Origin of the sequence: Deinococcus aerolatus, from assembly GCF_014647055.1 — a bacterium.
Lineage (GTDB): Bacteria > Deinococcota > Deinococci > Deinococcales > Deinococcaceae > Deinococcus > Deinococcus aerolatus.
In genome coordinates, this window is the sequence record NZ_BMOL01000001.1 from 421523 (window position 1) to 434097 (window position 12575).

Annotated in this window: 11 protein-coding genes; all 11 read right to left on the reverse strand. The window is 66.8% G+C overall.

The window, feature by feature from the left end; all coding sequences use genetic code 11:
* The 11 genes from IEY31_RS02035 to IEY31_RS02085 all read right to left on the reverse strand — a co-directional run bounded on the left by IEY31_RS02035 (window position 1) and on the right by IEY31_RS02085 (window position 12380).
* Window positions 1–1443, reverse strand: a complete 1443-nt coding sequence (locus IEY31_RS02035; protein ID WP_188968472.1) for an NADH-quinone oxidoreductase subunit M — start codon at window positions 1441–1443, stop codon at window positions 1–3.
* A 90-nt stretch (window positions 1444–1533) separates the two neighbouring features.
* Entirely contained in the window at window positions 1534–3465 is a 1932-nt protein-coding gene (gene nuoL, locus IEY31_RS02040; RefSeq protein ID WP_188968474.1) for an NADH-quinone oxidoreductase subunit L, read from the reverse strand.
* A 9-nt stretch (window positions 3466–3474) separates the two neighbouring features.
* Window positions 3475–3777 (reverse strand): NADH-quinone oxidoreductase subunit NuoK, encoded by a 303-nt coding sequence (nuoK, locus tag IEY31_RS02045; protein WP_029474846.1) that lies wholly within the window; start codon window positions 3775–3777, stop codon window positions 3475–3477.
* Complete coding sequence (locus IEY31_RS02050) at window positions 3777–4400, reverse strand: NADH-quinone oxidoreductase subunit J family protein (RefSeq protein WP_188968476.1); 624 nt, start codon at window positions 4398–4400, stop codon at window positions 3777–3779. The genes nuoK and IEY31_RS02050 overlap by 1 nt, the downstream gene beginning before the upstream one ends.
* Window positions 4401–4485: 85 nt before the next feature.
* Entirely contained in the window at window positions 4486–5022 is a 537-nt protein-coding gene (nuoI, locus tag IEY31_RS02055) for an NADH-quinone oxidoreductase subunit NuoI (RefSeq protein ID WP_188968477.1), read from the reverse strand.
* An 80-nt stretch (window positions 5023–5102) separates the two neighbouring features.
* Entirely contained in the window at window positions 5103–6272 is a 1170-nt protein-coding gene (locus tag IEY31_RS02060) for a complex I subunit 1/NuoH family protein (protein ID WP_188968479.1), read from the reverse strand.
* Window positions 6272–8428: an NADH-quinone oxidoreductase subunit NuoG gene (gene nuoG / locus IEY31_RS02065; RefSeq protein WP_188968481.1), complete on the reverse strand. Its 2157-nt coding sequence runs from the start codon at window positions 8426–8428 to the stop codon at window positions 6272–6274. Before nuoG ends, IEY31_RS02060 begins: the two co-directional genes overlap by 1 nt.
* A complete protein-coding gene (gene nuoF / locus IEY31_RS02070; RefSeq protein ID WP_188968483.1) occupies window positions 8425–9768 on the reverse strand; it encodes an NADH-quinone oxidoreductase subunit NuoF in 1344 nt (447 codons plus the stop codon). Before nuoF ends, nuoG begins: the two co-directional genes overlap by 4 nt.
* Entirely contained in the window at window positions 9765–10391 is a 627-nt protein-coding gene (gene nuoE / locus IEY31_RS02075; RefSeq protein WP_188968485.1) for an NADH-quinone oxidoreductase subunit NuoE, read from the reverse strand. Before nuoE ends, nuoF begins: the two co-directional genes overlap by 4 nt.
* A gap of 11 nt (window positions 10392–10402) precedes the next feature.
* Complete coding sequence (gene nuoD / locus IEY31_RS02080) at window positions 10403–11635, reverse strand: NADH dehydrogenase (quinone) subunit D (protein ID WP_188968831.1); 1233 nt, start codon at window positions 11633–11635, stop codon at window positions 10403–10405.
* A gap of 133 nt (window positions 11636–11768) precedes the next feature.
* The gene (locus tag IEY31_RS02085) at window positions 11769–12380 is read right to left on the reverse strand and encodes an NADH-quinone oxidoreductase subunit C (protein WP_188968832.1); all 612 of its coding nucleotides are present in this window, start codon (window positions 12378–12380) and stop codon (window positions 11769–11771) included.
* Window positions 12381–12575: the final 195 nt, after the last annotated feature.

The window sequence follows — 12575 nt, forward strand, 5'->3', positions numbered from 1 at the left end:
TCAGTTGCCTCCGAGGGCAGCGAGAACGGATTTCACGGCCGGCTGCATCAGGTTCAGCGCCGGGGCGCTGTAGACGCCGAAGAAGATAGCGACCACCAGCGGCAGCCCCAGGATCAGCCACTCGGTGTGCACCAGGTCACGCACCACCACCCCGCCCAGCGGACGGGCCTGCCAGAAGGTGGTCTGAAAGGCGGTCAGGGCGTAGGCGGCGGCGGCGATGGTGGTCAGGCCCGCCACGAAGGCCAGCCACGGCGACACCTGATACGCGCCCAGCAGCACCGAGAACTCGCCGATGAACCCGGCAAAGCCCGGCACGGCAATCGAGGCGAACCACAGCGCCATGGTCAGGCCGCCCAGCGCGCCGGCTCCGGTCATCAATCCACCCACACGGGTGTCCAGGCTGCCGATGCGTTCCTGCACCATACCCACGCTCAGGAACAACGCCCCGGTGTACAGGTTCTGGAAGGCCAGCAGGTACATCGCGCCGATCACGGCGGTCTCGTTCAGGGAAAAGACGCCCAGCGCCACGAAGCCCATGTGAGACAGGCCCGCGTAGGCCAGCAGCCGTTTCCAGTCCTGCTGCCCGAAGGCGATCCAGGCGGAATACAGGGCCGTGAAGGCCGCCAGTCCCATTAAAATCGGGCGCAGTTCCAGCGAGGCGTCGGGGAACAGCGGGATGGCGAAGGTGAACAGCCCGTAGCCGCCCACCTTGTACAGCGTGCCCATCACGTCGGGAATACCGCTGTCGTGGTTCTGCTCGTGAAAGTCGGGCAGCCACGCGTGCAGCGGCCACAGCGGCAGCTTGACCGCCATCGCGGTCAGGAAGCCCAGGTACAGCCACGTCTGCGCCGGACCGGTCACCAGATTCTGTTTCAGGTCCACCAGGGCAAACGTCGGGCTGCCGCCCAGGTAGCGCACGCCGATGATTGAGACCAGCATCAGCAGGCTGCCGAACAGCGTGTAGGCCGCGAACTTGACCAGCGCCCGCATCCGGTGCGCCTTGCCGTAGATCGCCAGCATCAGCAGGGACGGCAGCAGGGCGTCCTCGAAGAAGACGTAGAACAGGATCAGGTCACGGGCGGCAAAGATGCCCAGCAGCCCTGTTTCCATGGCCAGGATCAGCGCCAGCATGGTGCCGGGGTTGGGAATGCGCCGCGCCGCGTACAGCACGGCGATAAACGACATGAAGGCCGTGACCATTGCCAAGGCCAAGCTGACGCCCGACAGTTCCACGCTGTAGGTGATGCCCAGCGCGGGAATCCAGTTGAGGCTCAGCAGCCCGGAGCCCCCCGCGTACCAGATCATCAGCCCCAGGCCCAGCGTCACGGCAGCCATGAATCCGGCCATCTCGTCGCGCCAGCGGTTGGGGGTCACGAAGATCAGCAGACTGCCCAGCAGCGGCAGGAAAATCATGAGGGTGGGAAGCCATTTGGGATCAAACATGGGGGGCCTCCGGGGCGAGTGGGGCAAGAGACGGGCCGAGGTCAGCGCACTGCGGTGCAGCGCCGGTCAGGCGGCAGGACAAGGTGCGGCTCACGCCCCGCTCCCGATCATCTTCAGCGCCCAGTACCCGATGATCGCCGCCGTGCCCAGCAGCATGCTGACCGCGTAGGCCCGCACGAAGCCGCTCTGCCACAGCGTGAACAGCCCGCCAGGGGCCGCCGTATTGCGGGACACGCTGCCGATCAGGCCATCGGTGCCGCGGTCTACCGTGTCCAGTGCCCCGGCAATCGCCCGGCTGGGGGCACCCACTACACCGTCGTACACGTTGTCCAGGTACAGGGCGCTGGCGCTGAACTGCCCCAGCGGCCCATTGTCCAGGCTGCGGGCGCGGTGCTGCGCGAAGGCCCACAGCAGCCCCGCCACCCCGGCGGCCACGGCCAGCACGGTCAGCAGCCACTCGGTGGAAACGGCGATCTCGTGCGCCTCCTGCGGAATGGCGCGGCCCAGGTAGCTGTCGAAGGCGTGCCCGCCGCCCAGGAAGGTGGGAATGTTCAGGAAGCCGATCAGCGTGGCGCCAGCAGCCAGAATGCCCAGCGGAATCTTGGTGATGGTGTCGGCCTCGTGCGGGTGCGCGACGCCGGTGGCGGCGGCCCCCCGGTACTCGCCGCGCCACACCAGGAAGTACCAGCGGCCCATGTAGAAGGCGGTCAGCAGCGCCACAATCAGGCCGATGGCGTACAGCACCGGCTGGGACTCGAAGGCGGCGGCCAGAATGGCGTCCTTGGAGAAGAAGCCGCTCCAGATGGGGATGCCGCTGATGGCGAGAACGCCCGCGATGGACACCAGATGCGTGAACGGCATGAACCGCCGCAGGCCGCCCATGCGCCGCACGTCCTGTTCGTCATGCAGGGCGTGAATCACCGCGCCCGCTGCCAGGAACAGCAGCGCCTTGAAAAACGCATGGCTCAGCAGGTGGAACACCCCCGCCGAGTATGCCCCCAGCCCCACGGCCAGGAACATGTAGCCCAGTTGCGAGACGGTGGAGAACGCCAGAATCTTCTTGATGTCGTGCTGGTTCAGGGCCGCCAATGCGCCGTACAACGCGGTCAGGCCGCCCACCCAGGCCACCCACAGCGAGGCGTTGGGGGCCAGTTCGTACAGGAAGTGGCTGCGGGTGATCAGATACACCCCGGCCGTGACCATTGTGGCGGCGTGAATCAGCGCCGAGACGGGCGTGGGGCCGGCCATCGCGTCGGGCAGCCAGGTGGTCAGCGGCAACTGACCGCTCTTGCCAATCGCGCCCACCAGCAGGAACAGGCAGGCCAGTTCCACCCCGGCGGTGGCGACGCTCACGCCCTCCACCCGCGTGGCCAGTTCGGGAATGCTCAGGGTGCCGTACAGCTTGTACAGCAGGAACATGCCCAGCATGAAGCCCAGATCACCGATGCGGTTCATGATGAACGCCTTGCGGGCCGCATTGGAGTTGTTGACGCCCTCCTGCTCGCCCGCCGCGCGGATGTCCTTGTCTGAAGACTCGCTGCCGCGCCCGCTGAACCAGAAGCCGATCAGCAGGTAAGAGGCCATGCCCACGCCTTCCCAGCCCACGAACATCAGCGGGTAGGAGTCGGCCAGCACCAGAATCAGCATCATGGCGACGAAGAAGTTCAGGAAGGCGAAAAAGCGCGTAAACCGGGCGTCGTGCGCCATGTAGCTGATGGAATACAGGTGGATCAGGAAGCCGATACCGGTGATGATTAAAGCCATCAGGGCGCTCAATTGATCCAGATAGAAGCCGACGCTCAGGTTGGCGTTCAGCGCCATGTTGGGCAGCCACGTCCACAGGGTTTCCTGCGCGGGCACGTCGGTCTGGCCCAGGTAGCGGATGACGGCCACGACAAAGGCCGCGCCGATGAGACCGGTCGCCAGCCAGCCGCCGGTTTTCCCGGGAAAGAGTCGTGGAAGGACCATCAGCAGGGCAAAGCCTATTAAAGGCAGCAGGGGCAGCAGATACAGAAGAGGCACGCTCAGCACTCAGCCTTTCATCGCCGCGAGATCGTCCACGTTGGTGGTCTCGCGCTTGCGGAAGATGGCGACGATGATGGCCAGGCCAATCGCCACCTCGGCGGCGGCCAGGGTCATCACGATAAACACGGCGGTCTGCCCGGTCAGGTCACCCCAGGAGCGGGCAAAGGCCACCAGCGCGATGTTGGCGGCGTTCAGCATCAGCTCCACGCTCAGGAAGACCATGATCGCGGTGCGGCGGGTCAGCACGCCGATCATGCCCAGGGCAAAAAGAATGCCCGACAGGGCGATGTAATAACTGGTGGGCACCATTACGCGCGCACCTCCCCTTCGTCGTCACGGTGCTGCAAGACAGGTTGCGGGCCGCTCCTGGAAGCCGAGCCCACCGGCGGGGCCAGCAGTTCGGCCTCACTGTCGGGCACGTTGTCCGGTTGCGGCACGGACCGCTGCACCAGCGCCACCGCGCCCACAATGGCGACCAGCAGCAGAATGCTGACCGCCTCGAACGGCAGCAGGAAGCGGGTCAGCAGGGTCTCCCCCACCACCGACGCCGAGCCACCGCCCAGCGCCGCCGTCGCCTCGGCCAGCGGGCGCGGCTCCGTGTAGGAAAAGGCCAGGACCGTGAACGATCCGGCCAGCACCACACCGCCCAGGCCCGCCAGTTCGCGCACGTAGGGAATCGGATCGCGCCCGGTGATGGGCGTGTTGGCGTTCAGCAGCATGATCACGAACAGGAACAGCACCATGATCGCCCCGGCGTACACGATCACCTGCGTGGCCGCCAGGAACGAGGCGTTCAGGGTGGCAAACAGCCCCGCCACGCTGATCAGGGTGCCCACCAGGCCCAGCGCCGCATGCACCGCGTTCTTCGCCGAGATGGTAATGATGCCGCCCACCAGGGAGAGCGCGCCGAGGAGAATAAAGGCGATCATCATGGCCTGTTACCCGTAGCGCACGTGACGGCAGATGGAGCGTTCAGGCCCTCAGACACTTTCACTTTCTGACCCTTGTTCAGGCAGTTCACGGATACTCCACCCCCTCCAGTTCCGCGCGTGGCGGACCGTCCAGCTGAAAGCCCAGGCGGACAGGCTTGCCACTCTTCGCGGCCTCGCGGCGCTGGGGCAGGCTGCCGGTCACGCCCACCAGCATGTCTTCCTTGGCGTACACGAAGTCGCCGTACCGGTAGTCGGCCATCTCGAACTCGTTGCCCATCACCACCGCGCCGGTGGGGCAGGCTTCCTCACACATGCCGCAGAAGATGCAGCGCAGCATGTTGATCTCGTAGACCTTGGCGTAACGCTCGCCGGGGCTGTGCGGGGCGGCCGGATCGTTCTCGGCGGCCTCCACGTAGATGGCGTAGGCCGGGCACGCGGCGGCGCACAGCGAGCAGCCGATGCACTTTTCCAGGCCGGTGCCGGGATGCCGGGTCAGGACGTGCCGTCCCCGGAACCGGGGTTGCAGGGTCGCCCGCTCTTCCGGGTAACTGACGGTCACGGGCTTCTGGAACAGCTTGCCCAGTGTCAGGCCCATGCCCTTGGCAATGTCAAGAACGCCCATGTGGATCTCCTTCGGGGGGTGAGTGAAGCGTGGTCCGGCGTAGGGAAAGCGGCGAGGGGACGCGCACAGAACCGTCCATCTCAATCCCCTCCGACGGGACGCGCAGGCTTGACGGGCACTTTCGGCGCGGCAGGCGCGCTCCACAGCGCCCGCACGCGGTCACTCATCAGGAATAGGCCCAGCAGCCCAGCGAGGCTCAGCAGGCCCAGGAACCACAGGCCCAGGCCAGCGGGCTTCAGGAACGCCAGGTAAAAGGCCACCAGCATGGTGTTGGTCAGCGCCGCCGGCAGCACCAGCTTCCAGCCCAGACGCATCAGCTGGTCATAGCGGAAGCGCGGCAGGGTGGCGCGCACCCAGATAAACAGGAACAGGAAGAAGGCGATCTTGACCACCAGCCAGATGATCGGCCAGCCGCTGATGCCGGGAATCAGCCCGTCCAGAAACACCGGCCCACGGTAGCCGCCAAAGAACAGCGTCGCCATCAGGGCCGAGGCGGTGATCATGTTGACGTACTCGGCCATCTGGAACAGCGCCCACTTGATGGCGGTGTACTCGGTCAGGTAGCCGGCCACGATTTCCTGCTCGGCTTCCGGCAGGTCAAAGGGCGTGCGGTTGACCTCGGCAAACGAGCTGAGCAGGAACAGCGCGAAGGCGAACACCTGAAATAGCACCGTCCAGCCGGCCAGCGCCTGCCACTCCACTATCACGCGGAAGTTCAGGGAGCCGATCAGCATCAGCGTGCCCAGGATGCTCAGGCCCATGCCGAGCTCGTAGCTGATCATCTGCGCGCTGCTTCTCAGGCCGCCCAGGATCGGGTACTTGCTGCCCGAGGCCCAGCCGCCCAGGAAGATGCCGTACACGCCCATGCTGGTCAGCGCCAGCAGCGCCAGCAGCCCGGCGTCCAGGTTGTAGACCCAGGGATCGGCCCCGAACAGGCTGCCGGCCGGGCCCGCCGGAATACCGCCGAAGGCGGTCAGCGCCATGCCAATCGCGATGATCGGCGCCAGGGTATACACCAGCTTGTCGGCCATGGTGACCTGCAGGTCTTCCTTGAAGATGCTCTTGATGGCGTCGGCCAGGGGTTGCAGCAGGCCCATCGGCCCCACGCGGTTTGGCCCCCAGCGAATCTGCATGCGCGCCAGCAGCCGGCGCTCGACTAAAGTCATGTACGCGAAGGTGGTCAGCAGCGCCAGCGCCACCAGCACCGCTTTGAGCAGGGTAATCAGGGCGGCAATCAGCCAGTCGGGCATCAGTCATCCCCTCCTGCGGGGGCCGCGCCCAGCATCGGCAGCGGCTGGAGGGTGGCGGGAATCAGGGTCTGGACCGAGGGTTGCATGCGCTCGGTCCACAGCTTCGGGGTGTGGGTCTGTTCGGTGGGGGCGACGTGGGTGGTGCGGAACGCATGGATCACGCCGCGCTCCGGCAGGCCGCCCAGCTTGATCCCCAGCTTCTGCGCGGCCAGCGCCTGCGCCGACTTCAGGCCGCGTGCGGGGGCGCGCAGGCCCAGCGCCTCGGCCACGGCGGTCAGGGTGCGGATCAGGTCGGCGGCCTCGCCCGCGCTCAGGGCGGCCTGCTCCAGCGGGAGCAGGCGCCCTTCCAGGTTGACGGTGGTGCCGCGCTTCTCATAATTGGTGACGGCAGGCAGCACCACGTCCGCCAGCCGCGCGGTGGCGGTCAGGTGCGAGTCGTGAACGATGGTCAGCCCCCGCGCCCGCACGCCGGGGTCCAGGCGGCTGATGAAGGCGGCGGGCGCCTCGGCCACGCGGGCAAACGGCAGACCGCCGTCACGCGGCACCAGATTCAGCGCGGCCAGCCCCTTGCTGTTGGCCGCCGCAGGAATCGCCATGACCCTCGCGCCGGTGCGGGCGGCCAGTTCGCTGAGCTGCGCGGCAAACGACCCGGAAGCGCCGTTCAGTACGTCGGCCCCCAGCACAATCACGGCCTTCTCGGCGTCCGTGAGCAGCCGCAGCGCGGCGTGCAGTTCGGCGGTGTCGGGCTGGCCCAGCCGTTCCAGGGCGTTGTGCCCGTTGGAGGAGGCGCGGATGCCTGCGTGCGCCCACAGCCGCGATTCCCGGCCGATCACTGCCAGCTTCTGCGGGTTACGGGCCGGACGTTCCACCAGCCGCAGGTCGGCGATGGCGGTGCCGTGCGCGTATTCGGGCGGCAGCAGCCCGCCGCGCAGCATTTCCAAGATGCGCAGCTCCAGAATCGGGGCCTCCTCGCCCAGATCCGCACCAATCACCACCACGGCGTCGGCGGTGGCCACGTCGTCCAGGGTGGCCGCGCCGTTGGGCATGGCGTCCAGCGACACCTCGTAGCGGGGCCAGTGGTCCACATGTCGGGTGCCCAGGGCGTCGGCCAGGGCTTCCAGCGCCACGCCCTCTTCCAGCGTGCTGTCGGCGTTCAGGTATAAGCCCAGATCGGCGACGCTGTGGTGGGCCATGCCGGCCCGGATGGCGGCAATCGCCGCGTCCCAGCTGGCCTCCTGCAACTCGCCGTTCACGCGCAGCAGCGGCACGGTCAGCCGCCGCTCGGAGGCAAACGCATGACCAAAGCGGCCCGCGTCGCAGATCCAGGCCTCGTTCACCTCGCGGTTCTCGCGGGCCACGATGCGCTCCAGGCGACCGTTGCGGGCGTCCACCGTGATCGAGCAGCCCACCGGGCAGAGGGTGCAGGTGGTGGGCGTGTGGTCGTATTCCCAGTTGCGCCCCCGGAAGCGCGCCACGTTGTCCAGCAGCGCCCCCACCGGGCAGATGTCGGCGATGTTGCCCTGAAAGCCCAGAGGCAGACCGCCCTCTTCGGTATCGATGAAGGTGTGCCCGCCCCGCTCGATGAAGTCCAGCACTTCCTGGCCCGGCACTTCCTCGAAGTAGCGCACACAGCGCTTGCAGTGAATGCAGCGCTCCTGATCCAGAATGATGAAATCGGACAGGGGGTAATGCTTGTCGGCGTGGCGGCGGTCAAAGCCGAAACGGCTGGCCCCGTAGCCGTACTCGAAGGCGCGGTCCTGCAGCTCGCATGCGCCGCCCTTGTCGCAGGTGGGGCAGTCCAGCGGGTGGTTCAGCAGGGTGAACTCCATCATGCCGGCCTGCGCTTTGGCCACCACCTCGCTGCTGCGGGCGGTCTTGATGTGCATGCCGTCGGTGGCCTGCATGGTGCAGGAGGCCATCGGCTTGGGGAACCAGAAGATCTTGGGCTGGCCCGTGGCGTCGTCCATGACGAACGAGCCGTCCTTTTCCTTGCGCGGCGAACCGGTTTCCACCAGGCACATGCGGCACGCACCCACCGGGCTCAGGTACTTGTGGGCGCAGAAATAAGGCACGTCGCCGCCCGCCTCGAACACCGCGTCGATGGCGGAGGTTCCGGCAGGAAGATCGAGTGATACGCCGTCTACGTGGACTTTCATGCGTCTCTCCAGCGGTTGCGGGGCGGATAGGTGGGCGTCTGGAGCTGCGCCAGCGAGTCGTATTCCTCGCGGAACAGCTCAATGCTGCTCAGCACCGGCCCCAGGCAGGCGTCGGCCAGCGCGCAGAAGCTGCGGCCCCCGATGTTCTCGGACATATCCAGAATCAGCTGCACGTCGCCGGGCTGGCCGTGGCCGCGCACCAGCTTCTCGTACATGCGGGTCATCCAGCTGGAAATCCCCTCGCGGCACGGCGTGCATTTGCCGCAGGACTCATGGCCGTAAAAGCGCACCATGTTCCAGGTGGCGTTCACGATGCAGTCGGCCTTCGGGATCACCGTCACGCCCCCGGTACCCAGCATGGACCCGGCAGCGGCGATGCTCTCGTAATCCATCGGCGTGTCCAGAATGGCGTCGGTGTACGGAAGCAGCGGGCAGCTGGAGCCGCCGGGGATGATGGCCTTCATTTCCTCCAGGGGACCGCCCGCCCAGTCGTAGATCAGCTCGCGGAAGGTGGTGCCTAGCGGCAGCTCGTACACGCCGGGCCGCGCCACCGGGCCGGACACCTGGAACAGCTTCATCCCCTTGCTTTTCTCGGTGCCCATTTCCGCGTGCCACTCCGCGCCAAATTTCAGGATCTGGGTGGCGGCGCAGAAGGTCTCCACGTTGTTGATGGTGGTGGGCAGTCCGTACAACCCGGCGGCAGCGGGAAACGGCGGTTTCAGGCGGGGGTTGGCCCGCAGGCCCTCCAGGCTGTTCATCAGCGCCGTTTCCTCGCCGCAGATGTACGCGCCCGCACCCCGGTGCAGGTGCAGCTGGAAATCGAACCCGCTGTTCAGCACGTTCTGGCCCAGCAGCCCGGCGACCCGCGCCTCCTCAATGGCGGCCTGGATGCGCTGGGCGGCGTGGACGTACTCGCCCCGGATGTAGATGTAGCCGACAGAGGCCCGCATGGCGTAGGCAGCGATGAGCATGCCCTCGATCAGCTGGTGGGGGTCTTCCGAGAGCAGGTAGCGGTCCTTGAAGCTGCCCGGCTCCGACTCATCGGCGTTGCAGATGATGTAGTGGGGCTTGCCGTCGTTGAGCGGCATGAACGACCACTTGAGGCCAGTGGCAAAGCCCGCGCCGCCGCGTCCGCGCAGGCCGGACTTCTTGACCTCCTCGATCACGGCGTCCGCGCCCATGCCAAAGGCGCGCTTGACGGCCTCATAGCCCCCGTTGCGGCGGTAGTACGCCAGCGTCCAGCTGTCCGGCTGCCCCACGTGAGCGTACAGGGTGGGGGCAAAACGCGGGTCCTTGCCGCTGGTGATGGGTTTGGGCGGGGTGGGGGCCACGGCGGTCATGCTTCGCCTCCAGGGGCAAGAAAGGGCAGCTGGCTCAGGCCGGTCATGCTGGCCCCGACGGCCTCGCCGCTGGCCAGCACCTGACGGCCCTCGGCATTGATGGTCACCGGGACCGGGTTGTCGGGCAGCGGCTGAAGGTCCGCGCGCAGCGATTCCAGAATGCGGGCGCACTTGCCCGGCGTTACCCGCTCGTAATAGCCGTCATCGTTGATCTGCATCATCGGGGCGGTGCCGCACGAGCCCAGGCATTCCACCTTCTGCACGCTGAAGCGCCCGTCCGGGCTGACCTCGCCCGGCTGCACGTCCAGTTGCGCGACCAGATGGTCCCACAGCTCGTCGGACCCGGCCAGCGAACACATCACCGTGCTGCATACCTGAAGATGGTATTTGCCGGTGGGCAGCGTGTGGTACGTGGAATAGAAGCTCATGACGCTGCGGACCTCGGTGGCGGTGGTGCCGCACAGGGCCGCGATCTCGTCCATACGCGAGCCGCTCACGAAGCCCTCGGCGTCCTGAACCTCACGGATCAGGGGCATCAGCGCCGAGCGGCGGCCCTGCGGGGAATCGGGGTAACGCGAGAAGATGTCGGCCACGAGGGGTTGTTTATCGGCGAAGTAACTCAAGCTGTGGCTCCTTACCGGTCCACGTCCCCGAGCACGGGGTCGATGGTGGCGAGAATGGTGATCAGATCGGCGAACTGCGCGCCCACACAGGCGTACTCCAGCGCTTGCAGGTTCACGAAGCTGGGGGCGCGGATCTTGACCCGGTACGGCATGCTGCCGCCGTCACTGACGATGTAATACCCGACCTCGCCGCGCGCCGACTCGGTGGGCACGTAGACCTCGCCCACGGGCGGGTGGAAGCCCTCGGTGACCAGTTTGAAGTGGTGGATCACCGCCTCCATGCTGGTTTCCAGCTCGTGCCGGGGCGGCAGACTGATCTTACGGTTGGGATCCCGGACCGGGCCGGGCCGCAGGCGTTCCAGCGCCTGCCGGATGATCTTGATGCTCTCGCCGAATTCCCACAGCCGCATGTTGAAGCGCGCGAGGCTGTCGCCGTCCTGGCTGGTCACGACGTTGAAGTCGTAGGTCTCGTAGCCGCAGTACGGGTTGTCCTTGCGGTTGTCGAGTGGCACGCCGGACGCGCGCAGGTTCGGCCCGGTCAGGCCCAGGTCCAGGGCCACGTCCGGCGGAATGATCCCGACCCCACGCGCCCGGTCCTGGAAGATGGGATTGTTGGCGAACAGCGTGGTGTACTCCTCCACGCCCTTTTCCATCTGGACCAGAAAGCGCGAGACCATCGCGGGCCAGTCGTCGGGAATATCGCGGTACAGGCCGCCCACCCGGAAGTAGCCCTGGTTCATGCGGTAGCCACAGACGGCCTCGAACAGATCCTGGCAGCTTTCCTTCTCGCGGAAGGCGTAGAAGAACGGCGTCAGCGCACCCAGGTCCAGCAGGCCGGTGCCCACGAACACCAGATGGCTGTGGATGCGCCCCAGCTCGTGCAGGATCACGCGGACGGTGGTGGCGCGTTCCGGCACCTCGGCCCCCAGCAATTTTTCCACGCTGAGGACATAGGACAGCTCGTGACTGAAACTGTGCAGGTAATCGGTGCGCGGCGCGTAGGTCACGCCCTGCTGGTAGGTGCGGTTCTCAAAGGTCTTCTCGAAGCCGGTGTGCAGGTAGCCCATGTGCGGCGTGACCTTGATCACGTACTCGCCGTCCATGTCCACCACCAGCCGCAGCACACCGTGCGTGCTGGGATGCTGCGGCCCCACATTCAGTGACATGATCTCGGTGTGCATCAGGGCGCCGGACTCTCTGTTGAGACGCCCGTCGACAGTGGATTCCTGATGATCGCCGGTCATCTGGCGGCGCGGCAGGGTGCCGGAACTGGGGTCCTGCCGCAGGTCGCGCAGGGCCTCGCGCTCCTTGACGGTGGTGCGGTCCTTGCTGGTCATGCAAACCCTCCTTGCAGATAATGCAGAACGCGTTTGCCCCTCACTTCGGCCCTCCCTCTGGCATCACCGGCGGCAGACGGTCCTCGCCGCGCCCGCGCCGCAGTTCGCCCCGGTAGCCGGTCAGGCCAGACTGCTGCCCGGTCACGCCGGCCCGGAAGGCGGCAGGGTCCAGAAAGCGCCCGTCGCGGAACAGGGTGGGCGTCTCGCCCAGCGGAAAGTCCTTGCGCAGGGGATGGCCTTCGAGATCGTCGGGGGTCAACACCTTGCGCAGGTCCGGGTGACCGACAAAGTTCACACCCACCAGGTCGTAGACCTCGCGCTCCAGGTAATTGGCCGCCTTCCACACCGGGTACAGGCTGTCCAGCGCCTCGCCGTCGTCCAGCCACACCCGCAGGAACAGGCGGCGGTGATCGTAGGGGTGGTAGATGTTGTGCAACACGGCAAAGCGTTTGGGGCGGGGCTGGGTGTAGGTCAGGTAATCCAGCCCCACCGTGTCCATCAGCATGAAGCCGCGCTCCTTGAGGGCCTGTGCCACCTCCTGCAGCCGCTCGGGGGGCACAAGGGCGGTGGGTTCGGCCGAGTCGTCCTCGGTCAGGCCAAGTTCGGCCATCAGGCCGGTCACGTCACGCGGGTCTGCCGGCGGAGCAGGCATGGGGGCCGGAGTCCGGCCAATGGCCGCGCCGCTGGCCGTGACCGCCACGGGCGGGACCGCATCCGGCGTCACCGTGATTGCGGGCGACTCGGTGCGGATGACGGTCTGCGAGGGCTGGGGCTGCGACTGTGAGGACTGCATGCCCGCGTTCCGCCCGGTCAGGCGGTCAGGCTCCGGGGCGGGCGTCTTGTCGTC

Coding starts and splice junctions, on each gene's coding strand:
- IEY31_RS02035 (WP_188968472.1), bottom strand. CDS start 1,443: ATGTTTGATCCCAAATGGCTTCCCACCCTCATGATTTTCCTGCCGCTG.
- nuoK (WP_029474846.1), bottom strand. CDS start 3,777: ATGGTGCCCACCAGTTATTACATCGCCCTGTCGGGCATTCTTTTTGCC.
- IEY31_RS02050 (WP_188968476.1), bottom strand. CDS start 4,400: ATGATGATCGCCTTTATTCTCCTCGGCGCGCTCTCCCTGGTGGGCGGC.
- nuoI (WP_188968477.1), bottom strand. CDS start 5,022: ATGGGCGTTCTTGACATTGCCAAGGGCATGGGCCTGACACTGGGCAAG.
- IEY31_RS02060 (WP_188968479.1), bottom strand. CDS start 6,272: ATGCCCGACTGGCTGATTGCCGCCCTGATTACCCTGCTCAAAGCGGTG.
- nuoG (WP_188968481.1), bottom strand. CDS start 8,428: ATGAAAGTCCACGTAGACGGCGTATCACTCGATCTTCCTGCCGGAACC.
- nuoF (WP_188968483.1), bottom strand. CDS start 9,768: ATGACCGCCGTGGCCCCCACCCCGCCCAAACCCATCACCAGCGGCAAG.
- nuoD (WP_188968831.1), bottom strand. CDS start 11,635: ATGACCGGCGATCATCAGGAATCCACTGTCGACGGGCGTCTCAACAGA.
- IEY31_RS02085 (WP_188968832.1), bottom strand. CDS start 12,380: ATGCCTGCTCCGCCGGCAGACCCGCGTGACGTGACCGGCCTGATGGCC.